The sequence below is a fragment of the Parasphingorhabdus sp. genome (genome assembly GCF_039977335.1).
In the GTDB taxonomy this organism is placed as follows: Bacteria; Pseudomonadota; Alphaproteobacteria; order Sphingomonadales; family Sphingomonadaceae; genus Parasphingorhabdus.
Window position 1 is genome coordinate 99,385 of sequence record NZ_JBDWDI010000002.1, and the last position, 23,520, is coordinate 122,904.

Below are 23,520 nucleotides of genomic sequence, written 5' to 3' on the forward strand. Positions count from 1 at the left end.
AGCCTCCCTAATGGCAGCTGGTCCGGCGGTAGCGGAGGAAATGAAAATGCATCATGGCAGCGGCGCTTTCGAAGTTGATGTGAAGCCAGTCTCCGGCGAAGGCGAAAGCCCGGCGCGCATGGCGCTTAACAAGACCTTCACCGGCGACTTGACTGGAACCAGCACGGGCCAGATGATGGCTGGCGGCAACGAAGCCACTGGCGCACGCGTCTATGTTGCTCTGGAAACCATCACTGGCTCGCTAAACGGGAAGCAGGGAAGCTTCATCGTCACCCATCGCGGTACGATGACCAAAGATAGTCAGGACCTTTCGATCGTCATCGTCCCGGACAGCGGCACCGATGAGCTAAGCGGCATTAGCGGAACTATGGATATTCAAAATGTCGAGGGAAAGCATAGCTATACGATTGACTACAGCCTGCCGGAAAGCTGATTGATCGTCCGTTATTCCGTCAGCGATATTTCCAGTTTCTATCCTTGCCCTCGGACATCCATATAACCGCTTGGGCAATCCGGCGTTGCCGCGTTTCCTTCCGCTTCGCTTCGATCACCCATTCAATGTAATCGCGCTTTTGGCCGGGTGCAAAACCGTCATAACACCTTTGTGCGGTCGCGTTGGCCGTTATCGCCTCGGCAAGATCATCCGGTAATGGCGGCACCTTCACCGGCTTCGATCTAGCAGGTCGAACTTTAGGACTACTACCCTGTTCCAGCCGTTTGGCGACCGAGATAATCATCTCAATCAGCTCGCTATCGGGCGGCAAATCATCCAATGATTCTATCCGTCCAAAGTGACCCATCGCCTCTCCGGCTTTAGGCGTTTCGACATTCAAACCTTCCCAGAAACCGAATGCAGCATGCTCTTTAAAAGCGGCCATGTTACAAAGATTTTTGCCGCCCAGCGTGAAAAACGGCATGCTCCACTTCATCGCCTCTTCAATGTCCGGGCAGGCTTGATGCACCAAAGCGCGCAGATGAAGCAATATCGGTTTGGCAAAATCCTGCACCTTATCAATATAATCGTCGATGCGCGGATCTCGTTTTGTCACCCTAACCGGCCTGTTCCGCCACAGTCAGTTTCTTGAGCATCTGTACCTTGTCCATATCCGGCGCAAAGCCATCTTTCTCGACACCCATGGTTTTAAAACCGAATTTTGCGAAGAAAGGCGCAATTTGCGGCGTCGTGAAAAGCTCCACTTCCTGAAATCTGCCAGACGATTCAATCGCTTGCAGACGATATTCCGCGAGCATCCGGCCAAGCCCGGAACCATGATGAGCATTATCGACCATGCCCCAGGTGAAATGCGCCTGCCCGCGATCTTCTCTCGCAAAACCGCCGCAACCGCAGATTTGAGAGTCCCGCTCAAGGACAAAATAATCCCCGTCTGGCCCGTCCAGAAAATCAGCAAAGGCGGGGCGCTCGCTCGCATCAAAATAACGCGGCACGTTGCTGTCGAACAAAGCCAGGCAGGCAGCCTTATCCGCCACGACATAAGGACGAACTGTGGCGCTCATCCTCGCACCACTGTCATCAAATAATTGAGCGCCAGATTGTCCGACAACGAAAAACCATGAGCCGGGCTGTATGATATTCCTGTGGTATCGATCACCTGCAGGCCCGCCTGCCCGAGCAGTTTTTCCAGCTCAACCGGCGTGAAAAACTGATCATGATGATGTGTCCCCTTGGGAATGCGTCCCGTCATTTCAGCGAGATCTACCAACATCAGTTTCGACATCGCGGTGCGATTGGGCGTCGACAGGATCATCAAGCCATCATCCGCCAACGCATTGGCCAATCCCGCCACAAAACTATCGCTATCATCAACATGTTCGATCACTTCGAGCGAAGTCACCAGATCAAAGCCGCTCTCACCGAACTTTTCGATCGCGATATTGCGATAGTCGATATCCAGCTGCTGGGGCTCCGCATGGGCTTTGGCCGCAGCGATATTTTCCGGCGCAGCATCAAGACCAGTAACCGACGCGCCCATCCGCGCCAGAGGCTCGCAAACCAGCCCGGCGCCGCAGCCTACATCCAGCCCACGTTTGCCCGCCAGTGGCCGCAAATCAGTGGCTTCGACGCCGAAATGCAGGTTGATCGCATCCCTTATATAGCCGAGCCGTACCGGATTGAGCCGATGCAGCATGGCCGACGACCCGTTCGAGTCCCACCAGTCCGCCGCTAAGGCACCAAAATGCGCGGCTTCTTGTGGGTTTATCGTGCTTTTGGTTGTGCCTGAAAGCTGATCAGTGCTTGGGCTCTTGCTGATGCTTGCGTTTGTCATATCCTCTCTTTATCACAGCCTGCGCGTCTCGTTCAGACCCTTTTTCAACAGAAAGACAGATAACAGGCATCATGGCACGGATAGTGATGAAATTTGGCGGCACGTCGATGGCGGGGATCGAACGTATCCGCCGGGTTGCGCAAATCGTCAAGCAACAGGCCGATGCCGGGCATGAAGTCGCTGTCGTCGTCTCAGCCATGGCAGGTGACACCGACCGGCTGGTCAATTTCTGCCGCGAAGCCAGCTCGCTTTACGATGCTGCGGAATATGACGTTGTAGTCGCCAGCGGCGAGCAAGTCACATCCGGCCTGCTAGCCATTGCCCTGCAATCGCTGGGTGCCAAGGCGCGCAGCTGGCTGGGTTGGCAAATGCCGATCCGCACGATCGAATCGCATAGCAAGGCGCGGATCGAAACCATTGATGCCGATGACTTGACCGCCTCTATGGAAAGCGGTGAAATCGCGATCATCCCGGGCTTTCAGGGGATTAGTCAAGATGGCCGGATAACGACTTTGGGGCGCGGCGGATCTGATACCAGCGCGGTTGCGATTGCGGCAGCGGTCAAAGCCGACCGCTGCGATATCTATACCGATGTCGACGGCGTTTATACGACCGACCCGCGCATTGTAACACGGGCGCGCAAGCTGAAAACCGTGACCTTCGAAGAAATGCTGGAACTGGCCAGCGTCGGCGCGAAAGTGCTGCAGACGCGCTCGGTCGGCCTGGCGATGAAAGAAAATGTGCGTATTCAGGTGCTGTCCTCCTTTACCGAGGATGGCGCACCGAGTGCTGATGATCTGCCGGGAACGATGATCGTCAGCGAAAGTGAAATGGAGAAAGAGGATATGGAGCGTCAACTCATAACGGGTATTGCCCATGACAAGAATGAATCCAAAATCACCCTGACCCGCGTGCCCGACCAACCGGGTGCTGTGGCAAATATCTTTGAACCGCTGGCGGAAGCCGCCATCAATGTGGATATGATCATTCAGAATGTCGGCCGCGAAAAAGGCGAGACCGATGTGACCTTTACCGCGCCAACCAGCGATCTCGACCGGACCATGCAGGTACTCGAGACCGCTAAGGAGAGCATCGGTTATAACCGGCTGATTTCCGATACGAATGTCGCGAAAATCTCAGTCGTCGGTGTCGGTATGAAAAGCCATGCCGGTGTCGCCTCGACCATGTTTAAATCGCTCGCCGATCGCGGCGTTAATATTCAGGCGATTACGACATCCGAGATCAAGGTCAGCGTGTTGATCGAGGAAGATTATACCGAATTGGCGCTGCGGGTGCTTCACACTGCCTATGGCCTGGATGCAGAGGATGCAGCTTAATGGTGTTTCATTGTTAAAAGTCTGTACATTGCGAACAACGCGATAAAACAAAACAACAGGCCCATGCCTAGGGTGAAGAACGTCGGCTCAAGGTCTCTATCCATTAAGAAAACTTTTCGGATACCCAATCTACTTGCGATTAGCTGAGCATGGATTGGAAACTTATAGGTGTATAAGAGAAACGGCCCATAGACCGAAAAAAGTATCGCGCCAAAGAATACCTTTGTAGATTCCGACATCTAACCTCCTTAAAGACAAGTGCAAACAGATACAGGCTGAGCTCTAATTTATCGTAAACCCTTCTGAATAAAGTTGATCTATGACCCAATCAAAACTCTCCACTTTAATGCAACGCGGTACAGACCTGCTGGGCAGCGAAACCGCGATCATGTGCGGCGCGATGAGCTGGGTGTCCGAGCGCAACCTCGTTAGCGCGATTTCCAATGCAGGCGGCTTTGGCGTCATTGCCTGCGGCGCGATGACCCCGGAATTGCTCGATACCGAGATTGCAGAGACGAAAAAACTGACCAGCAAGCCCTTTGGCGTCAACCTTATCACCATGCATCCCGACCTGATGAAGCTGATCGAAACCTGCGGCAATCATGACGTCAGCCATGTGGTTCTTGCCGGTGGTCTTCCACCGAAGGGCAGCCTCGAGGCGATCAAGGAAATTGGCGCGAAGGTGATTTGCTTTGCCCCTGCCATGGCGCTGGCCAAGAAGTTCATCCGCTCTGGCGTGGACGCCATTGTCATCGAAGGCATGGAGGCGGGCGGTCATATCGGGCCGGTCTCTACCTCTGTGCTCGCGCAAGAAATCCTGCCGCAAATTGCCGATCAATTGCCGGTCTTTGTTGCTGGCGGTATTGGCACCGGCGAGATGATTGGCGCTTATCTCGAAATGGGTGCAAGCGGTGTTCAGCTCGGCACGCGCTTTGTCTGCGCGCATGAATCGATTGCCCATCCCGATTTCAAAAAAGCCTTCATGCGCGGCAATGCCCGCGATGCTATAACCAGCGTTCAAGTTGATCCACGCCTGCCGGTCATCCCGGTGCGCGCATTGAAGAACAAAGGCACCGAGGAATTCACCCGCAAGCAGATTGAGGTCGCCAAGCTGCTCGACGCTGGCGAGATTGAAATGGGCGAGGCGCAGTTGCAGATTGAACATTTCTGGGCCGGAGCTCTGCGCAAGGCTGTGATTGATGGTGATGTCGAAACTGGCAGCGTGATGGCCGGACAGTCGGTCGGCATGGTCAAGGCCGAGGAAAGCGTTGCGGATATTATCAAGACGCTGACTGACGAAGCCGAAACAGCACTGGCACGTTAGCACGAAGACCTATCTGTCTTGCCTAAATAACACAGCTGCGGCATAGTCTGGCAATGACAGAAACCGTTTCTACCATCGACGACCCTCTCGCGGAAATGGAACAGGACAAGGCGCGGGCCTATAATCAGGGGCTGACGCCGCTTCATCCACCGCAAAAATCCCTCATCCGCCTGAATGTTGGGATAATGACCGGCATTTTATTCATCGCGGCGGTGATTGTCGAATTCGCGATCCGCAATGAACTGCCTCTAGCCGCCGGATCGATCATCGGGCCGGTCGCTGCGTTCGCGCTCTTCCTTTTCGTAATGCTTCCTGGTCGTATCTATCGCCGCTGGGGCTATGACATGGGCGACGAGCAATTGCGCGTGCTTCGTGGCTTCATGTGGCGGACCGACACCATCGTGCCCTTTAACCGCATCCAGCATATCGATGTGGCGCAAGGACCGTTTCAGCGCATGTTCGGGCTGTCGACCTTGATCGTCCACACTGCCGGAACGCATAACAGCATCGTCACTTTACCGGGCCTTAGCACGCCAGATGCGGAATCCATGCGCGATACTATCAAGGGCCATATTCGCCAAGACATGATATGAATGACGCGCCCATAACATCGGCAGAAGCCATGGTGCAGGAAACGGATGATGACACATCCTTCCGCCGCCTGCATCCGCTCAGCATCATTTTGAAATCGGTTTCCGCCATCGGTCAGAATCTGATCGCCATGGGCGTGCTCTATTTCAGCGTGTTCGATCAGAATATCGTCTATGCCGGCCTGGCCGCCCTCGCCCTGATGACCATCATTATCGGCGTAACAGCATTAATCTGGTCGCGCTTCACCTATCATATTGGGCCTAAGGAAATCCGCATCAAAAGCGGTCTCATCAGCCGCAATAATCGCTCCATCCCGTTTGACCGGATACAGGACGTCAGTCTGGAGCAGAAACTGGTCAGCCGGATATTGGGTCTCGCCACAGTGAAGCTGGAAACCGGTGCTTCAGCGGGCGAAGATGGCAAGCTGGATGCACTGGCCCTGGCAGACGCGCAAGCGCTCAGGGACGCATTGCGCGACTATAAATCAGGGATTGCCGCCAGTGGTTCGGATAGGACCGATGGGGCTATCGACAGTTCGGAAACAGACGCACGCCCGCCGATTTTTGCCATGGACAACCGCCGGATATTCATTGCCGGACTGTTCAACTTTTCCTTCGTCCTGCTCGCCATATTGGCGGCCATTGCCCAGAATCTCGACTTCCTGTTGCCGGATGAATTTTTCAATCCCTGGTATTGGGCAGAGCAATTGTCCGAACAGGATGTGGTCAACGGGCTCAGCTTTACCGCGCAAATTGCCGGGGCTGTTGGCGCGCTGATTTCGCTGATCGCCGTTGGCATAGGCAGCGGTATCATCCGGACCTTTATTCGCGAATATGGCTTCCGCCTGGATCGTGTGGACACCGGCCAGCCGGGTTTTCGGCGTCGGCGGGGGCTGTTCACACTTACCGATATGGTGATGCCAATCCACCGCGTGCAGGCGGCGATTCTGCGAACCAGTCCGATCCGTCAGCGCTTTGGCTGGCATCATCTGAAGTTCCAGTCCCTTGCCAGCGATGGCAGCGGAGAGAGCGACCATAGCGCGGCGCCCTGTGCCCAGATAGAAGAAGTTGATCCAATATTGGCCGAGACCAATATCGCCAATGTCACGCCCGATCTGCAATTCCAGCGCGTTGATGCTGCGCTTTGGTGGCGCGATGCTGTGATACTGACCATCGTCCTGAGTGCGGTCAGTATAGGCAATGGCCTTTTCGTTCATCCCGGCCTGTATGCGCTGATATTACTTGCCATTCCGATCATCGCGGTGATGTTCCTGAACTGGCGCTATCATCAATATGCGCTGACCGCGACGCAGCTCTTTGTCCGCGCCGGATGGTGGCGGCGCAAGCTGACGATATTGCCGATCCGCAAGATTCAAACGGTCGACATCAGCCAGTCACCGCTGGACCATCCGCTTGATCTTGCCACCGTGACAGTGGGGATAGCTGGCGGTTCAGCCATGTCCCCGCTCAAAATCAACGATATTCCGAGAGAGCAAGCCATGGCACTGCGCGAACAGCTTATATAGCCGCGCAAATAAACATGGCGCTTGACACCAGCCGCCGAATATCCACGATAGTTACAAGAGATATTTTTTGGAGGAGGGCTTTATGCGCCGGGGACATTTCACAATATTGGTTTCATTATCGGCGCTGGCGTTCAGCGCGCCGATCCATGCACAGGACGGTGACACGCCAAAGTCATCGGAGCTGCACCAGATTATCGATGATTTCTGGGCCTATAGTCTGGAACAATATCCCGAATTTGCGTCTTCGCTAGGCGTTGATGATCCGGATGGCCGGGTGAGCGACTACAGCCTTGCGGGCGAAGACAAGAGAGTTGAGAAAGCCAAGGCTTGGCTCAGTCAGCTCGACAAGATTGATCAAAACAGCCTTTCGGAAGACGACAAAACTAATTTCGGTATCCTCCACCGCAGCCTGTCCGAACAGGTCGAGGCCAGCACCTATGGCCAGCGCACGATCAATTTCACCAATCGCGGTGGCTGGCATCAAAGTTTTGCAAGCATGCAAAACAACCTGCCCTTTCGCAACGCGCAGGATTATCAGACTTATATCAATCGGCTGAAGAAATATGGCGCGATCCACAGCCAGTCACTATCGGTTGCGAATCAGGCGCTGAAAGGCGGCTATGTCCAACCGTGCGTTTCGATGGTCGGCTATGAAACCAGCATTTCCGGACTGATCAAGGAAGATCCAAAGGAATCGCGCTTCTTCGATCCGTTTGAGCGCACTAAACCTGATGGCATTGATCAGGCCAGTTTTGACCAGCTCGCTGCTAGTGCAGCCGAAACGATCAACACGGTCATTACACCGGCGCTGAAAGAGCATCTCGACTGGTATGAGACTCAATATGCGCCCAAATGCGCCAAGGCTCCGGGTGTGTCTGCCCAACCCGGTGGTGATAAATATTACGATTTCCGGATCCGCCAGATGACGACGACCGAAAAGTCAGCGGACGAAATCCACAATATCGGCGTTTCCGAAGTTGCCCGCATCCGTGCCGAGATGGTGCAGGTTGCGAAAAAAGCCGGCTTTGAAAGTCGCGAGGCATTTATCGAGGACCTTCGCACCAACCCCAAATATTATGCCAAAACGCCTGAAGAGCTGATGGAAAAAGTCGCACGGGTGACCAAGCTGATCGATGGCAAAATGCCGTCCATCATCGGCAAACTGGCGCGCTTGCCTTATGGCATCAAGGAAATCCCGGCTGAAACCGCAGAAGGCACAACCACGGCCTATTATAATCCGGGATCGCCGGATGTTGGCATTGCCGGTTTCTACTATGTCAACACTTCCAAGCTGGACCAGCGGCCCTTCTGGGAAATTCCCGCGCTGAGCGTCCATGAAGCGGTGCCCGGACATCACATGCAGATCGCCCTGCAACAAGAACTCGACATGCCTGACTTCCGCAAGCACGGCGCATTTTTCACTGCCTTTGTCGAAGGCTGGGGCCTCTATTCAGAACGACTTGGCATTGAAATGGGCCTCTATGATACGCCCGCTAAAGATATGGGCCGACTGTCCTATGAAATGTGGCGCGCGACCCGCTTGGTGGTGGATACCGGCATCCACAGCAAAGGCTGGAGCAAGCAGCGGGCAATTGATTTCATGACCGATAATACGGCCCTGAGCCCCGCCAATATCGAGGCTGAGGTGAACCGCTATATCAGTTGGCCCGGACAGGCGCTGGCTTATAAAATGGGTGAACTGAAAATCCGCGAACTACGGACAAAAGCGACCGAGCAACTCGGTGCGAAATTTGATCTGCGCGAATTTCATGACGTGGTGCTGGGCCAAGGCGCAGTGCCGCTCGATATATTAGAGGCGCAGGTAAACCGCTGGATTGAAGGGAAGAAATAGGGTGAACATCTTTCGAACCACGCTGGCAATCGCTAGCCTTGTCATCGCGGCACCCTCTTTTGCGCAGGCAACGCCCGAGAGCATAGCAGATTCGATTATGGGCGACCTCAAGAAAGGAGACGCTAAGAGCACAATAGAAAACTTGCTCGTCAAAGCACCTTTGGTTGAGACCGGACCAGCGGAAAAAATAAACCTAATCCAAACTCTCGACACATTCCTCATCAATTACGGCAAAGTGGAGGGTTGGGAGTTAATTAGCTCACGAAATGCGTCGAACAAATATGTCGAGCATAGCTATATCGTATTTCAGGAAAAATATGCGCTCTATGCCGAGCTAAAATTCTACCGAGGGAAAGAGGGTTGGGCCGTTACATCATTCAGCTTCAAAGATACGTTGGATGATTTGTTAGAAATTCAATCAAGGGAAGATTTCAAACAATCCTTCAAAAGCCTGAATTCTGGAAATTAGGCGTTTTACTGACTTTCATCATCCGCAGGAACAGGCGGCGGCGTTTCGTCTGCTCCCGGCGGAACTGCCAAATCATTGCCGGCACGTTCGGCTTGTAGCGCTTCGGCATCTTGCGCTTCCAACCGCGCGCGCGCTTCGGCGGCACCGGCTTCGCGGGCCTCACGCTGTGCTTCAATTTCGCGCAGCCGCTCTTCGACCGCTTCGGCTTCGCCATCAATTCGGGCGAGGCGTTTCTGGCGTTCTTCTTCGATTAACCGGCCCCAGTTGACCGTATCATCCTGCCCTTTTTCGGCATAAGCCTGTGTCAGCAATTGCTGCGTACAACCGGTGAAACCGCCAGCGCCCGTCGGGGAGCAGCTTTGTGTCCCACTTTTACCAACATATTCATAAGAACGGACACGTTCCGCCCATGCATCATTTTTTGGGTTATTGGGATCGGCCCGCAATGTCTCGGGAATCCTATATCGTTCCGATTCATCCTTGCGCGCGCAGACAACAATCTCACCATCGGTGCTTTGCGGACAGGGGTCGTCGCCATAAATAACCAGCTGATTGACCCGGTCACCAGCCGCATCCTGCGCCATTGCCGGGGTTGCGAACATACCGGCTGCGAGCAGCAGTGGGGCGGAAAAAAGAGCGGTTTTAATCATGATAATCCTTTGCCAGCGACTGAATGAACCCGCGCTGAAGAGCAATAATCCAGTCAGAAACGTTTGACCAATTAAATTCGTTTGGAAAGCCCGATCGCAACCTTGCAGCCCAGTCGAATGGCGGCACTCAATACCGGATAACCTGGCGTCTCTTCAGCACCCGATTCAATCGCTGTCTGTTTATGCTCGAGTTCTTCTTCACGAAACTCCGCAATCTTACTGAGCAGCTCTGGCTCATTTTCGGATTCCAGCTGCTCCATCTGCTCCTGATAATGCAGGTCAATTTCGGTTTCGACCGCGGCGGTACAAGCCATGGCGGCGCGCGGCCCCATAATCGCTGTTCCCGCACCAAGCGCATATCCGGCAACCTGCCAAAAGGGCTGCAATATCGTTGGCCGGACATTGCGCTCGACAATCATCCGGTCAAAAGCCTCAAGATGGCGTTCTTCCTGCTCTGCCATATGATGGATAGCGCTGCTGTCCGGCGCATCGTCGCCCATAACGGCTAGCTGGCCTTTATATATTTGTGCTGCACCATATTCACCGGCCTGATTGACGCGGATCATCGAGGCGATATCCGGTTTGGTTTTGCCTAATGTTTCTTCAGCCATCACGCATCCTTTCGGCCCATTGCCAATAAGACCAAGATGAGGATCGCACCGCCAACAGACAAGAGGAAATTAAACCCGGCTAGCGAAATACCAAAGAGCGACCAAGGCGCAACGTCACAGCGCACCAGTGGCGCATTCATAATCGAATCGAGCATATCGCCGCCCGCTGGCACGGTGGTGGCACAGGACGTAATCCCTTCCCACCATCCATATTCAACCCCGGCGTGAAATCCGCCAATTAGCCCACTGACCAATATCGCCAACGCTGCATCAGCGACGATAAATTTTGATAGCTTATGGCCACGCAGAGCCATCGCCCCCATCGCCAAGATGATCGCGACCAAATGCGGCCAGCGCTGCCACATGCACATTTCGCAGGGATAGAGGCCAAAGACATATTGGCTGATCAGAGCCCCGCCAAGCAAAGCGCCGGGAACGATCAGAGACAGCCAAAGGGCTGCACGGGAAAAGGCCATATCCGGCTTCCTAGTTTTTAGCGGTTACCGGTTTCGCTGACTTTTTCGCTGCCGCCTTGTTCATCGCCACTTTCAAACCTTCTGGTCCCAAACGCCCGATAGCTTGCAGCGCATAGTGCAACTGGAAATCCTCAATGCCTTCTTTTTCCAGCTCTTCCGCTGTTTTCGTGAAGCGCGGATCGTCCTTTGCATCTTCTTCCAGCACATCATCTTCCAGCTTCACCTCGTTAATGAGATGCTTGCGCAGATCAGATTCGCGGAACCGCGGACGGGTCTTGTAATCCGGGTCAGACAATTGCGGGACCATGATATCTGGCTCAATGCCGCCTTCCTGCACCGATTTTCCGGACGGCGTGTAATAACGCGCCGTGGTCAGGCGCAGCGCCGAGGTGTTGGACAGGGGCAGCAATGTCTGGACGGATCCCTTACCAAAGCTGCGTTCGCCCATGACCAGACCGCGATGATGGTCTTGCAGAGCGCCGGCAACAATTTCCGAAGCCGAGGCAGAGCCTGCATCAATCAAAACAATGACCGGCAGGCCGTTGGCCGCATCGCCGGTTTTAGCAAAATACCGCTCAATATCGGACTTACCACGGCCACGCTGCGACACAATCTCACCGCGTGACAGGAAGACGTCAGAGACATTGACCGCTTCATCGAGCAGACCGCCCGGATTGGAGCGCATGTCCAGAATATAGCCCAGCGGCTTCTTGCCCAGTGACTTGTCAATGGCGACAATCGCAGCTTTCACGTCTGCACCGGTATCGTTCGAGAAGCTGGTAATGCTGATCACACCGACCTTGTCTTTCACTTCCCAGTTTACCGGCTTGAGATCAATGACGGCCCGGTTCATCGACACATCAAATGGCTTGTCCCGGCCCGGCCGAACGATTGTCAATTTAATCGGCGAACCTGGCTTGCCGCGCATTTCTTCCACAGCTTCATCGAGCGAACCGCCATAGATGAGTGAACCATCGATATGGGTGATATAGTCGCCGGCCTTCACGCCTGCTTTATCTGCCGGTGTATCCTTGAACGGGGCAATGACTTTTACGGCACCATCTTCCATCGTGACCGACAGACCAAGACCACCATAATTGCCGTCTGTCTGTGTCCGCAGATTTTCAAAATCGCGCGCATCCAAAAAGCTGCTGTGCGGATCAAGGCTGCCCAGCATGCCATTAATCGCGCCCTTGATCAGGTCTGCATCATCCACTTGATCGACATAATCCGTGCGTACCCGGTCAAACACGCTCATAAACTGCTCCATCTCGCGATAGGTATTCGCGTCGACAGCGGAAATCGCAGAGGTGGTCGCGGGCAACAGCGCTACAGTCAGTACCAGAGCTGTCGCTTGCAAGAATGGCTTTTTCATATTTGGAGTCCTGTGAATCTCTATAAGCGCGAATATAGGCGCGAAACAGTGATAATGCCAAGGACCTTAACCAACTATGACGATGAAACGCTTTCCTACACCGCCATCGCTGTGATATTTTCAGCGCGGCTCTTTCTCAAATTTGAATATCAATCTGCGTCTATCTTGGCAGGAATGTGCCATGGCCAAGAGTATTCGCCCCTTGCGAAGACGGGTGTGAATTGTGTGAACTTTGACCGGGCACCGCGCTTGTCTGCAGAGACCTTGGGGGAAGTGAGAATTGTGTGAACTTTGCCGACGTCAGATAAAACCGTGCCGAACGATCACGACACAACCAAATGGGCCTGAAAAGACCGTTTGTGCCACCTGATATGCCATTGGCCGCACCTCGTATTAATTGACACAGTGCGGACGAAGCAGACAATCGAACAGATAGCCTGACTGCCCGCTTCAAGATGCTAATTTATGTTTCGAATTCTTCCAGAATATACCCATTCTCATAGGTTTTTGTATTGATCCGAGACATGTTAAGAGAATGTGACATTTTTCCAAATAGCCCCGTGCCAGTCCCGAAGAGGCATGGTGCTCGCTTTAGGACCACTCGGTCAATCAACCCCTGATCCAGCATCCAACCGGAGAAATCTCCACCACCGCAAAGGTAAACAGATCCGGCTGAATTGCGTGCTATTTCTCGGATATCTTCAGACGCAGGACGTTTGCGAACGGAAATCTCCGATCCGTCAGGCACCTGCAATGTGTTAGAGAACACAATTGTTTCCATGTGAGGATAGGGGTTTTGTCCGGGTTTCAGACCAAAATCATACCCAAACTCATAGGTCTTTCGACCCATGATTGCGGTTTTGTAGTAGGCAAGCCGCTTTGCGTAATCTTCAACAGCCGGACCTTCATGTGCGAATTTTGAAATGTCTCCGGACTCGCCAGATATGAAACCGTCAAGCGAGACGGCGACATCATAGATAATGGGGTGCATTTTATGCTCCTGTACAGAAATTTCCAATGAAGCCTATTGGCTTCGACATAACGGGAAATTACTTGATCACTGACAGAGCACTCCTTTTACTGCTTACTTTGATATGGAAAAGTCCCTAGCGGGTCAACGTGCTTTTGCTCTAAAGCAGCCGTTTTCGCTTCATCGAGCCTCCTTGGTGCTGATGACAAAAAGTCGTATGAATTCTAGAGTGGATTTAAGCGATGAGTGCTTAACCCAGCCCCTAAATCAATCAACGACTTTGGCACCGTAGATGTCATTATGAAGCCTTTAAAAACAGGGCCTGCCATTACCGAAGTGCAGTTTGACTGGAAGTGGAAAGACGTTAGAGACGCCGCTTACACCACCATCGAAAAGCCCCATACGGACTCTGTGAACTCTGTGAACTTCGCTGGAAAAGCGTCGGTTAAGCGGCTTTATCGTCCGAAGTCAGTTCCAAGGGTGGAGACTTTTTCGCCATATCGACGGTGGTCTTTGCCAGATTCGGGGATTTTGCGCTCTTATGCTTGAACTTGCCGTCAACATGACCGCCTTGTTCAATCGTGACATTTTCATAAGATACGTCACCGCCGATACGGGCGCTGGAGCTGATCACGAGATCGCCAGCTTCAATCGACCCTTCGACTGAGCCGGACAGGCTGGCATTCTGAGCGACGATAGCGCCCTGGATCTTGCTTGATGGACCTTGAACCAGCGACAGGCATCTGATGTCGCCGATGACCTCACCGTCAATATGCAGGTCGACTTTCGCTTCGATATTGCCGGTGATGGTGATGCCGTCTCCAATGATGGAGAAGCTTGATCCGTTACTTGCGCTGCTTCTAGCCACGGCTGGAGCCTGACTTTTCGGTACGCTTCTTTGGTGCGTTGGTTCGCTGTCTTGCGACGGCTTGGACTTTGAGAACATCTGTATTCGCCTCCAGAAATGGTCGGGGGTTTACTGCGGTGCCGTTCAGGCGCACTTCGAAATGAAGATGTGTTCCAGTTGAACGTCCGGTACTTCCCATAGCCCCCACTTGTAAGCCTTGTTTCACTTTTTGACCAGTGGTCACATGAATTTTGGACAGGTGCGCATAGCGCGTCATCAGGCCATTGCCATGCGTTATTTCCACCGTTTTGCCATAGCCCGATTTCCACCCTGCATGAGAAATCGTGCCGCCCGCAGCTGACAATATAGGCTGGCCATGCGGCCCTTTAAAATCAATCCCGCTATGCATCGCGCCGCCGCCGGTAAAGGGATCGCGGCGATAGCCATAGCCGCTTGACATCATCGTGATATCCGCTGGCATGGCCGAAGGAATGGTGAGCAATGTGCGCTCTAGCTGGTCCATCCGCAGCAAGGCATTGTTCAAACGCTCCAGCGTGGGATGAAGCTCTTTCTCGCCATCGGCAAAAAACGGGATATAAGGACCACCGACAGCTTCATTCGATAATGCTGCAAGTTTTTCAGGGTTGAGCCCGAATCCGCGGATCGCGGCCTCGGCGCGTGCAGTACGTTTCATTGCCGCACTCGTCAGCCGGTGCGCAAAAGCAATCTGACGCGCTTCGAGCCGGGCAAGTTCCGCCGCCTCCGGAAAGGCAGCGCTGATTTTTTTGGTATTTTCCGAAAGCTTATTCTCTGATTCGATCAGGCTCTCTGCTTCCGCGCCCGTTTCTTCGCCAATAAATTGCTGTGTTATCTGCTCTATCGCTTCCTGACGCTGGATCAGGTCTTTTGCGACACCGTCAATTGAATTCTTATATTCAGCAACCCGGCTTTCACTGCTGTTTACTGCGGCTTCTTTCTCCGCCAGCGCCATCCGCTCGCTAGTTACCGTCAGTTGATTCACGGTCATGGCCAATGTGATCATCAGCCAAAGGCCAATAATCGCGCTGACACCGATCGCGACTCGTTTTTGTAATTTTCCAGAAATGGTAAGGAACCGGACCTGTCCGTTAGCGCGCATGAAAAATTCGCGATCTGTGAACATATGATCCAAACGGGCGAACAGCCCTTCCTTGGTTTTGTGATTTTGCATGACCCGATTACTCTTACTAATCCCCGAAGCCGAGCTAGCAGAGGGTCGTTAACGGGGCGAATCCTGTTGACGCGAGTCGTGACGAGTCGAAACAGGTCTGCGGTGAGTTGCAAAATTAATGTAAAATTAACCGACAGTAATGGTTTTTTTCGATTCGTTTGTGCGGTTTGTCACTTTCTCGGCAGTTTATTTTGACGTCAGATCGACTCCGATTTTCGCTTATATGAAAGCAGCAGTCATGCTAGCAGATGCGGATGAGTGATCATCAGCAACTTATGACCGATATGGGCGAGCGCGCACGCGCAGCTTTTGCCATCATGTCCGGAACGACAAATGCGCAGAAAGCCGAGGCTTTGATGGCAGCGGCGGCGCAGCTGCGCGCCAACCAGACCGCGATTCTGGCGGCGAATATTCAGGATATGGACAAAGGCCGGGAGCACGGCCTCAGTGACGCCATGCTCGACCGGTTGATGATCGATGAAGAACGACTTGACGCCATTGCGTCGGCGGTTGAGCAGGTGGCAACCCTACCTGATCCGGTTGGAGCGGTAATCGACCGGAATGAGCGGCCCAATGGCCTGATCATGGAGCGCGTGCGAGTCCCACTTGGCGTCATCGGCATCATCTATGAAAGCCGCCCCAATGTGACGGCAGATGCAGCGGCCTTGGGCCTTCGATCTGGCAATACCGTCATCCTGCGCGGCGGGTCAGAGGCTATTGAGAGCAATCGGGCGATTCACAAGGCGATGGTCGCCGGTGTGATTGAAGCGGGCTTGCCGGAAGATGCCATACAGCTGGTCCAGACCACAGATCGCGGGGCCGTCGGAGCGATGCTGAAAGCCTCTGGCCTGATCGACATCATCATTCCGCGGGGCGGCAAATCCCTGGTCGCACGTGTGCAGGAAGAAGCCCGCGTGCCGGTCCTCGCGCATCTTGATGGCATTTGTCATACTTATATCGGAAGAGCGGCAGACCAGGACAAAGCCATTGCCATTGCGGTCAACGCCAAGATGCGGCGCACAGGCGTTTGCGGAGCGATGGAAACTTTGCTGATCGATCAGGACTATCCCGCCCCCGGACCGTTGCTTCGCGCTCTGCTCGACGAAGGATGTGAAGTACGCGGCGACGATGCGATTATGGAACTCGATCCCCGGACGGTATCCGCTGAAACAGAGGATTGGGACACCGAATATCTCGCTCCTATCGTGTCTGTGCGCATGGTCGGAGGTGTGGACGAAGCACTGGCCCATATTGCCCAACATGGCTCCCATCATACGGATGCGGTGGTGACGGAAGACGAAGCGATGGCGAACAAGTTCATTCAGCGCGCCGATAGCGCGATCGTGATGTGGAATGCGTCCAGCCAATTTGCCGATGGTGGCGAATTTGGGCTCGGCGCGGAAATTGGAATTTCCACTGGCCGCTTGCACGCCCGCGGCCCTGTCGCACTGGAAGGACTGACGACCTATAAATGGGTCGTACGCGGAACCGGGCAGATACGGCCTTGATGTTTGCAACGTTGGATTTCGGACAAAAGCTACTTGTTGTCGGCGGGATATTAAGTCTGATTGCCAGTCTTCTTCATATTGGCGTGATTATTGGTGGCCCGGATTGGTATCGGTTTTTTGGAGCGGGCGAAGACATGGCTCGAATGGCCGAAAAAGGGTCGCTTTATCCAACCCTCATAACCATCGGCATTGCATCGATTCTCGCGATTTGGGGCTGGTTTGCATTTGCAGGGGCCGGGCTCATTTGGCAGCCACCTCTATTGCGAACCGGTTTGGTCGTCATAAGTGCGGTCTACCTAGCACGCGGGTTAGTATTATTGCCGATGGCTCTATTCGTCCCGGAGAAGATCAATAGTTTCGCTATTTGGAGTTCGGTAATTGTCCTAATCTACGGACTTTTCTATGCGGTGGGCACCTGGAAAAGCTGGTCATCCCTATCATGAAAACCACAGGTCTTCTTGGCGGCTCCTTTAACCCTGCCCATGGTGCGCATCGCTCGATCAGCCTTTTCGCGATGGAGGAATTGGCGCTCGACGAACTATGGTGGCTGGTGTCGCCCGGCAACCCTTTGAAAGAGGGTTCCAAGGATATGGCACCGCTTGGCGCGCGTTTGGCATCAGCGCAAAAAATGGCGCGGCGCAGTGCCATAAGACCGACCGCCATCGAGCAAACACTGGGAACGCGGTACACTTATGACACCCTGCGCGCGCTGGTCCGGCGCTATCCGAAACGGCAATTTGTCTGGATCATGGGGGCGGACAATCTGGCGCAATTTCACCGCTGGAAAGACTGGCGAAAAATCGCTCGATTATTGCCGATTGCAGTTATTGCCCGGCCCGGCTATGATGATGATGCTCTTGCGGCTCCCGCAATGGCATGGCTCCGGCGCTCCGTCCGGCCCGCGAGCCAGCGGATGAACTGGACTAACTGGAGTACGCCAGCGCTGACATTTTTGCGCTATCGTCCCGACCCACGCTCGGCCACCGCGATCCGGATGGCCCGGCCCCATTGGCACAAACAATATGCTGATCGCTGCGTTCGCGACGCCGTGACACGTAAGTTGGTTTGCCAGACAGATTGATAGGATTTGAATTGACGAAATCGAAAAGCAAAGCACTGACATCCGCCGATTCCAAGGAAGGAAAGGCCGAATCAGATGCCCTTTATGCTCTCGTAATGAAATCGCTCGACGATGATCAGGCGCAGGATATTGTCACGATCGGACTGGAGGGCAAAAGCAATATAGCCGACCATATGGTGATCGCCGAAGGGCGTTCGACTCGCCAAGTCGCGTCCATGGCCCAAAAACTGGCCGAGCGCGTCAAACAAGCAGGCGGTGAGGCACGGATTGAAGGTCTGGCCAATGCCGACTGGGTTTTGATCGACGCAGGCGATGTGATCATCCATCTCTTCCGCCCCGAAGTCCGCAGCTTCTATAATCTGGAACGCATGTGGGCCGTCGGTGAAGAAGATACATCCGAAACTGAGGCCGCTGAAGCCTAAGTCCGGCGGCTCTTCACTCATGAGGCTTCATATCGTCGCTCGCGGGAAGATTGGCCGCAGTCCTGAGCAGGAACTGGTCGAGCGCTATGTCAAGCGGATCAAATGGGATGTGAAGCTCAGCGAATTACCGGAACAGGGCGGAAAAAACCCCAAAGTCAGCGATCAGACGAAGATCATCGCGCTGGACGAAACCGGAGAAAACTGGACGTCCAAAGCCTTTGCGAAAGTCCTGAGCGGCTGGCGCGACAATGGCGTGCGGGAGGCGCGTTTCCTGATTGGTGCGGCGGATGGTCTCACCAAGGAAGAGCGCAGCAGCGCAGATCATTTCTTCTCATTCGGCAAAGCCACCTGGCCGCATCTTATGGCGCGCGCCATGTTGGCCGAGCAACTATTCCGCGCGACCGCCATCATCGCCAATCACCCCTACCATAGAGAGGGTTAAGGGATGCTGCGCTGGCTTTTCATTCTATCGGGCCTGGCTTTTATCGGTGCCTTTTTTGCGGCAGCTCTGCCGGCGCAAACTCGCGGACCATCGCTGGAAGACGAACAGCGCGCTCTGGTATCGGCGCGAGAACAGTCCGACAAAGCCCGGCAGCGCGGCGATGCCCTGCGCCGCCAGGCGGAAGCCGCCAATAATGAAGCCGACCGGATCAGCAGCGAAGCCGCCGCTCTGGCCGCACGCATACAAGCAGCGGAAGCGGACATCCGGGCAGCACGATCGCGGATCGCAATTGTCGAGCGGCTGCAGGAGCGCCAGCGTGCCCGTCTAGCTGAAAAGCAGGGGCCGGTTGTCCGGCTCACCGCGGCGCTGCAGATGATGACTCGCAAGCCGACAGCCCTCGCTTTGGTAGAACCTCACTCGCTGAACGAACTTATCTATATCCGTTCGATCATGTCGGCTGTGGTGCCTGAAATTGAGCAACGCACGGCCAATCTGCGCCGCGAGGTAGAACAGGGCGAAAAACTGCGGACCCAGTCTTCGCGCGCCATTGCATCCCTGAATGAAAGTCAGCAGCGCTTGGCGCAGCGGCGCACACAGCTCGCTAGCCTCGAAGCCAATGAGCGCGTTGAGGCCCAGCAATTTTCCGATGATGCTGGTCTGGAACAAGACCGCGCACTGGCCTTGGGCGAAGAGGCCCGTGATATTTTGGATCTGATGGATCAGATTCGGGAAAGCGGCACCGTGCGCGAATCCCTGTCTCAGCTCGATGGTCCGCTCTTGCGACCCAATCAAGAAGGCGATGGCCCGATCGCCAATCCAGGACGCCAGGTCAATGTCGCCAGCGCTTATCGGCTGCCCGTTGTCGGCGATATCGTCACGGGATTGGGAGAGATATCGGATAGCGGCTATCGCTCTCGTGGATTGACCATCGCCGTCGAACCCGGTGCCCAGATTGTCGCCCCCGCAGCGGGCCGAGTTGCCTTCTCCGGGCGCTATCGGGGCTATGGCAATATAATGATTATCGAACATGACAAGAGCTGGACCAGCTTGATCACCAATATGGCAAGCACTAGCGCAGAAGTGGGTGACACAATCGTGCAAGGCGCACCCGTTGGTCGGTCAGGGCAGGATGAGCCCAATGTAACGGTGGAGTTGCGCCGCAATGGCCGCCCGATTGATATCGCTGCGTTGGTGGGTTGAACTACACCTTATAAGAAGCGCAGACTCTATCGCGCAAAGATACCAAGATGCTTGCTTCAAAATTTACAGGCCACACTAATTGCGCGGTGCCTGGCGTCGGTAGCTCAATGCTTCCGCCACATGCACGCGCCCGATCTGCTCCACCCCGGCCAGATCAGCAATCGTCCGGGATACGCGCAATGTACGGGTATAGCCGCGCGCAGATAGCCGCATCGCCTCAGCAGCTTGCGCCAATAACTGCCGCCCCGCTTCATCCGGCGTCGCATATTTTTCAAGTCCCTCGCCATCAATCTCACTATTGGTTCGCGCCGCAAGATCTGAATATCGCTCGCTCTGCAAAGCGCGCGCTTTGGACACACGCGCAGCGACTGCGTCAGACCCTTCGGCGGGCTTCGGCATAGTGAGGTCGGCGGCGGATAGCGCCTCTACCTCAATATGCAGATCAATCCGGTCGAGCAGCGGCCCGGATACTTTCGCCTGATAGTCGGCCGCGCATTTGGGTGCCCGCGAACAGGCGAGCGCCGCATCGCCGAGATGGCCGCAACGACACGGATTCATCGCCGCCACCATCTGGACACGCGCCGGAAAGGTCACATGGGCATTGGCGCGGGCGACACTGACTTCGCCCGTTTCCAGCGGCTGGCGCAAAGAATCCAGTACCGCGCGCTGAAATTCCGGCAGTTCGTCGAGAAACAGGACCCCGAGATGAGCGAGGCTGACTTCGCCGGGCCGTACCTTTAATCCACCTCCCACCAACGCGGCCATTGAGGCGCTGTGATGCGGATGCCGATAGGGACGAGTCCGACTCATCTGCCCGCCCTCTAATGTGCCCGCCACACTGGCGACCATCGAAACCTCCAATGCTTCCGCCGGTGACAGGGGTGGCAAAATGCCTGGCAGACAAGAGGCCAATAATGATTTGCCTGAGCCCGGAGGGCCATTCATCAAGAGATTATGGCCACCTGCTGCTGCTATTTCCAAGGCACGTTTGGCGGTTTCCTGTCCTTTCACGTCCTTCAAATCCGGCCCATGGTTAGGCTCCGGTGCGGAGCCGGGGTCTGGAGAATTTAACACAGATTGGCCTTTGAAATGATTGAGCAAGGCAAGCAGATCATGCGGCGCCAATATTTCCACATCGCCTGCCCAAGCGGCTTCCGGTCCCTGCAAGGCGGGGCATATCAGTCCGAGATTCTCGCCGGATGCATGTAGCGCCGCGAGCAAAACTCCTGGTGTGGCAGCCAACCGCCCATCGAGCGACAATTCCCCGACGACGACATAGCTTGCCAATGTCTCCGCATCGATAATGCCCATTGCCCCGAGCAGCGCCAGCGCTATCGGCAGATCATAATGCGACCCTTCTTTTGGTAGGTCTGCAGGAGACAGGTTGATCGTGATACGCTTGGGCGGCAGCGACAATCCCAGCGCAGCTATCGCCGCGCGGACGCGTTCCCGGCTCTCTGCGACAGCTTTATCGGGCAGGCCAACAACATTGAAAGCCGGTACGCCGGGCGCAACCTGACATTGCACTTCCACGCCGCGCGCTTCCAACCCCAAATAGGCCACGGTGGAAACCAGTGCTACCATCTCATGCCGCCTATTTGCCCTGTCATCCAGGGAAGTGTGACAAGGCGCACCAAAAGAGTCGAGCGCGAACAAGGACTTGGCCGGAACCGTCAAGATGGTGATGCACTGCCACTTATCTGGGCCATTTCTTGGTTAACACACTGCAAACCAACCGCTTCTACTATTTATCAAGCGCCGTCTGACAAAAGCGGCCAATGGAAACTGTTGCAAATCAAGCAGCTGGCGGAAACCAAGGCGCCAGTGAAGGTGGTAGCGATCATGGTTTGGGCGGAAATTTCGGCCTCGGCCTTTGGGTGACGCTATTCGCCTTTCTCACCCTCTTTCTGCTTCCAGCCGAGCAGGCGCAGGCTTCCGATTCCAGCTACACTGTCACCGAGACCATCGAGACGTTCGAATATGATATTATCGAACCCGAGCATGAGACCGATTGGTCCACCGCTCCGGCACAGGCGAGCTACGGGCCGTTTCGCGTAATCTCTGCGGATACCGTTGAGATGTCGGGTACCGTCGACAGCTATTCGCCAGCTCTGTTTCAAAAAATGCTGCAACAATATCCCGGTATCAAGCGGATTGAGATGATCGACTGTGATGGCTCTGTCGACGAAGAAGCAAATCTGAACCTTGCCCGGCAAATCCGGCGTGCAGGGATAAGTACCCATGTACCTTCGCGCGGTTCCGTGCGCTCTGGTGCGGTTGAGCTTTTCCTCGCTGGCTTGCGGCATACCGCAGACAAGGGCGCCGAATTTGTTGTGCATAGCTGGATGGATGAAGACGGGCGTGAAGCCAAAGACTATCCGGCCAATGATCCGGTCCATGCCGAATATCTCGACTATTATGCGGAAATGGGCATTCCTGCGGACAAGGCCCGGGCCTTTTACACATTGACAAACAGCGTGCCCTTTGCCGAGCAACTTAAACTGTCTCGCGGCGATCTCGCGCGCTTCCAGCTGCTGCACTAGCACCAATATCCACCACTATATTTGCAGGATCGGCGATCCTGCTCCGTCTCCCATTCATGCTATATGCATAAAATGGAATGATAATCGACGAGCAGCGTGATTTCTTCGACGGCGCGGCTTGCGGGCTATGCGGAGATGCATCACATTATAGCGTATGAAAGTGGATATGGACGAGAAACTCAGGAAAAAACGGTGGAAATATACATCAGGATCGCGATTCGCGCTTTCGGTGCTCGGTTTTGTGCTGATGATCCTGTCCCCCATTGTTGGCGCTATTCCGGGACCCGGCTTTATCATCATGTTCCCGATCGGATTAGCGCTGGTGCTACAAAATTCACGCTGGGCAAAGAAGCGCTATGCCGATTTTAAACGGCGTTTCCCGAAATATGGCCAATGGACTGACTGGGCGATGCGCCGCAAACGACACAAGAAGCTGCCCGACGATTTTGAACTGCCGATATTTGGCAAGGTGAAGACCAAGTCCGAAAGTTGAGTCATTTCTACCAGTTTTTTTGCCAAATTTTTTACAGGGTGCCGCTGGCTAGTGCTTGACTTTCCGCGGCTGCACACTTATCCGCAGCGACAACGAGGTGGCCGCAGCTTATAGCGGCCTTTTTTATCGAAATTTTAGACGTAGGATAAACGCGATGAAGCGCACATTTCAACCGAGCCGCCTGGTCCGCAAACGGCGCCATGGTTTTCGCGCCCGCAAAGCGACCGTCGGAGGCCGTAAAGTACTGGCTGCCCGCCGTAACCGTGGCCGCAAGAAGCTCTCTGCCTAAGGCATCTGCTCCGGCAGAAA

At 54.6% G+C, this 23,520-nt stretch carries 27 protein-coding genes; 16 read left to right on the forward strand and 11 right to left on the reverse strand.

The features are described from left to right. Positions 1 to 10: 10 nt before the first annotated feature. Positions 11 to 433 (forward strand): DUF3224 domain-containing protein, encoded by a 423-nt coding sequence (locus ABJM21_RS05320; RefSeq protein WP_348377516.1) that lies wholly within the window; start codon positions 11 to 13, stop codon positions 431 to 433. A 19-nt stretch (positions 434 to 452) separates the two neighbouring features. On the opposite strand, the gene ABJM21_RS05325 is transcribed toward ABJM21_RS05320, so the two are convergent. The 3 genes from ABJM21_RS05325 to ubiG are packed head-to-tail and all read right to left on the reverse strand — an operon-like array spanning position 453 to position 2,285. Continuing rightward, positions 453 to 1,049, reverse strand: coding sequence for a YdeI/OmpD-associated family protein (locus ABJM21_RS05325; protein ID WP_348300263.1), 597 nt, complete (start codon positions 1,047 to 1,049; stop codon positions 453 to 455). Position 1,050: 1 nt separating this feature from the next. Next, positions 1,051 to 1,515, reverse strand: a complete 465-nt coding sequence (locus tag ABJM21_RS05330; RefSeq protein WP_348300262.1) for a GNAT family N-acetyltransferase — start codon at positions 1,513 to 1,515, stop codon at positions 1,051 to 1,053. Further along, positions 1,512 to 2,285 (reverse strand): bifunctional 2-polyprenyl-6-hydroxyphenol methylase/3-demethylubiquinol 3-O-methyltransferase UbiG, encoded by a 774-nt coding sequence (gene ubiG / locus ABJM21_RS05335; RefSeq protein ID WP_348300261.1) that lies wholly within the window; start codon positions 2,283 to 2,285, stop codon positions 1,512 to 1,514. The genes ABJM21_RS05330 and ubiG overlap by 4 nt, the downstream gene beginning before the upstream one ends. Positions 2,286 to 2,356: 71 nt before the next feature. Between ubiG and ABJM21_RS05340 the strand changes: the two genes are divergently transcribed. From ABJM21_RS05340 to ABJM21_RS05365, 6 genes are all read left to right on the forward strand, one after another. Beyond that, on the forward strand, positions 2,357 to 3,622 hold the full coding sequence (locus ABJM21_RS05340) for an aspartate kinase (RefSeq protein ID WP_348300260.1): 1,266 nt from the start codon (positions 2,357 to 2,359) through the stop codon (positions 3,620 to 3,622). Between the two features lie 319 nt (positions 3,623 to 3,941). Continuing rightward, the gene (locus tag ABJM21_RS05345; RefSeq protein WP_348300259.1) at positions 3,942 to 4,946 is read left to right on the forward strand and encodes a nitronate monooxygenase; all 1,005 of its coding nucleotides are present in this window, start codon (positions 3,942 to 3,944) and stop codon (positions 4,944 to 4,946) included. A gap of 53 nt (positions 4,947 to 4,999) precedes the next feature. Continuing rightward, positions 5,000 to 5,539, forward strand: coding sequence for a PH domain-containing protein (locus tag ABJM21_RS05350; protein ID WP_348300258.1), 540 nt, complete (start codon positions 5,000 to 5,002; stop codon positions 5,537 to 5,539). After that, entirely contained in the window at positions 5,536 to 7,062 is a 1,527-nt protein-coding gene (locus ABJM21_RS05355; RefSeq protein ID WP_348300257.1) for a PH domain-containing protein, read from the forward strand. The genes ABJM21_RS05350 and ABJM21_RS05355 overlap by 4 nt, the downstream gene beginning before the upstream one ends. Before the next feature lie 82 nt (positions 7,063 to 7,144). Beyond that, entirely contained in the window at positions 7,145 to 8,914 is a 1,770-nt protein-coding gene (locus tag ABJM21_RS05360) for a DUF885 domain-containing protein (RefSeq protein WP_348300256.1), read from the forward strand. Position 8,915: 1 nt separating this feature from the next. Then, on the forward strand, positions 8,916 to 9,383 hold the full coding sequence (locus tag ABJM21_RS05365; protein WP_348300255.1) for a hypothetical protein: 468 nt from the start codon (positions 8,916 to 8,918) through the stop codon (positions 9,381 to 9,383). A 5-nt stretch (positions 9,384 to 9,388) separates the two neighbouring features. On the opposite strand, the gene ABJM21_RS05370 is transcribed toward ABJM21_RS05365, so the two are convergent. The 7 genes from ABJM21_RS05370 to ABJM21_RS05400 form a co-directional block, all read right to left on the reverse strand. Then, on the reverse strand, positions 9,389 to 10,033 hold the full coding sequence (locus ABJM21_RS05370; RefSeq protein WP_348300254.1) for a hypothetical protein: 645 nt from the start codon (positions 10,031 to 10,033) through the stop codon (positions 9,389 to 9,391). A 71-nt stretch (positions 10,034 to 10,104) separates the two neighbouring features. After that, entirely contained in the window at positions 10,105 to 10,644 is a 540-nt protein-coding gene (locus ABJM21_RS05375; protein ID WP_348300253.1) for a demethoxyubiquinone hydroxylase family protein, read from the reverse strand. Then, entirely contained in the window at positions 10,644 to 11,120 is a 477-nt protein-coding gene (locus ABJM21_RS05380; protein WP_348300252.1) for a disulfide bond formation protein B, read from the reverse strand. Before ABJM21_RS05380 ends, ABJM21_RS05375 begins: the two co-directional genes overlap by 1 nt. Before the next feature lie 10 nt (positions 11,121 to 11,130). Continuing rightward, positions 11,131 to 12,495, reverse strand: coding sequence for a S41 family peptidase (locus ABJM21_RS05385; protein ID WP_348300251.1), 1,365 nt, complete (start codon positions 12,493 to 12,495; stop codon positions 11,131 to 11,133). Between the two features lie 463 nt (positions 12,496 to 12,958). Beyond that, the gene (locus ABJM21_RS05390; protein WP_348300250.1) at positions 12,959 to 13,513 is read right to left on the reverse strand and encodes a dihydrofolate reductase family protein; all 555 of its coding nucleotides are present in this window, start codon (positions 13,511 to 13,513) and stop codon (positions 12,959 to 12,961) included. Between the two features lie 397 nt (positions 13,514 to 13,910). Continuing rightward, positions 13,911 to 14,333, reverse strand: coding sequence for a polymer-forming cytoskeletal protein (locus ABJM21_RS05395; RefSeq protein ID WP_348300249.1), 423 nt, complete (start codon positions 14,331 to 14,333; stop codon positions 13,911 to 13,913). Further along, positions 14,326 to 15,522 carry a M23 family metallopeptidase gene (locus ABJM21_RS05400; protein ID WP_348300248.1) on the reverse strand — a complete coding sequence of 399 codons (1,197 nt, stop codon included), beginning with the start codon at positions 15,520 to 15,522 and terminating at the stop codon, positions 14,326 to 14,328. The genes ABJM21_RS05395 and ABJM21_RS05400 overlap by 8 nt, the downstream gene beginning before the upstream one ends. Before the next feature lie 254 nt (positions 15,523 to 15,776). Between ABJM21_RS05400 and ABJM21_RS05405 the strand changes: the two genes are divergently transcribed. The 6 genes from ABJM21_RS05405 to ABJM21_RS05430 all read left to right on the forward strand — a co-directional run bounded on the left by ABJM21_RS05405 (position 15,777) and on the right by ABJM21_RS05430 (position 20,175). Next, the gene (locus ABJM21_RS05405) at positions 15,777 to 17,030 is read left to right on the forward strand and encodes a glutamate-5-semialdehyde dehydrogenase (RefSeq protein ID WP_348300247.1); all 1,254 of its coding nucleotides are present in this window, start codon (positions 15,777 to 15,779) and stop codon (positions 17,028 to 17,030) included. Beyond that, positions 16,994 to 17,473, forward strand: coding sequence for a hypothetical protein (locus tag ABJM21_RS05410; RefSeq protein WP_348419618.1), 480 nt, complete (start codon positions 16,994 to 16,996; stop codon positions 17,471 to 17,473). Before ABJM21_RS05405 ends, ABJM21_RS05410 begins: the two co-directional genes overlap by 37 nt. Beyond that, positions 17,470 to 18,111, forward strand: coding sequence for a nicotinate-nucleotide adenylyltransferase (locus ABJM21_RS05415; RefSeq protein WP_348300245.1), 642 nt, complete (start codon positions 17,470 to 17,472; stop codon positions 18,109 to 18,111). Before ABJM21_RS05410 ends, ABJM21_RS05415 begins: the two co-directional genes overlap by 4 nt. A 95-nt stretch (positions 18,112 to 18,206) precedes the next feature. Then, positions 18,207 to 18,533, forward strand: a complete 327-nt coding sequence (gene rsfS, locus ABJM21_RS05420) for a ribosome silencing factor (protein ID WP_348300365.1) — start codon at positions 18,207 to 18,209, stop codon at positions 18,531 to 18,533. Between the two features lie 19 nt (positions 18,534 to 18,552). After that, the gene (locus ABJM21_RS05425; RefSeq protein ID WP_348300244.1) at positions 18,553 to 18,975 is read left to right on the forward strand and encodes a 23S rRNA (pseudouridine(1915)-N(3))-methyltransferase RlmH; all 423 of its coding nucleotides are present in this window, start codon (positions 18,553 to 18,555) and stop codon (positions 18,973 to 18,975) included. A 3-nt stretch (positions 18,976 to 18,978) separates the two neighbouring features. After that, positions 18,979 to 20,175, forward strand: a complete 1,197-nt coding sequence (locus ABJM21_RS05430; RefSeq protein WP_348300243.1) for a peptidoglycan DD-metalloendopeptidase family protein — start codon at positions 18,979 to 18,981, stop codon at positions 20,173 to 20,175. A gap of 75 nt (positions 20,176 to 20,250) precedes the next feature. Here ABJM21_RS05430 and ABJM21_RS05435 read toward each other — a convergent pair whose 3' ends face one another. After that, positions 20,251 to 21,759 (reverse strand): YifB family Mg chelatase-like AAA ATPase, encoded by a 1,509-nt coding sequence (locus ABJM21_RS05435; protein WP_348300242.1) that lies wholly within the window; start codon positions 21,757 to 21,759, stop codon positions 20,251 to 20,253. A gap of 194 nt (positions 21,760 to 21,953) precedes the next feature. On the opposite strand from ABJM21_RS05435, the gene ABJM21_RS05440 reads away from it, so the two are divergent. The 3 genes from ABJM21_RS05440 (at position 21,954) to rpmH (ending at position 23,500) form a co-directional block, all read left to right on the forward strand. After that, complete coding sequence (locus ABJM21_RS05440; protein ID WP_348300241.1) at positions 21,954 to 22,718, forward strand: alpha/beta hydrolase; 765 nt, start codon at positions 21,954 to 21,956, stop codon at positions 22,716 to 22,718. Positions 22,719 to 22,884: 166 nt separating this feature from the next. After that, positions 22,885 to 23,211: a hypothetical protein gene (locus tag ABJM21_RS05445; RefSeq protein WP_348300240.1), complete on the forward strand. Its 327-nt coding sequence runs from the start codon at positions 22,885 to 22,887 to the stop codon at positions 23,209 to 23,211. A 154-nt stretch (positions 23,212 to 23,365) separates the two neighbouring features. Further along, positions 23,366 to 23,500, forward strand: coding sequence for a 50S ribosomal protein L34 (gene rpmH, locus ABJM21_RS05450; RefSeq protein WP_348018606.1), 135 nt, complete (start codon positions 23,366 to 23,368; stop codon positions 23,498 to 23,500). Positions 23,501 to 23,520 lie beyond the last annotated feature (20 nt).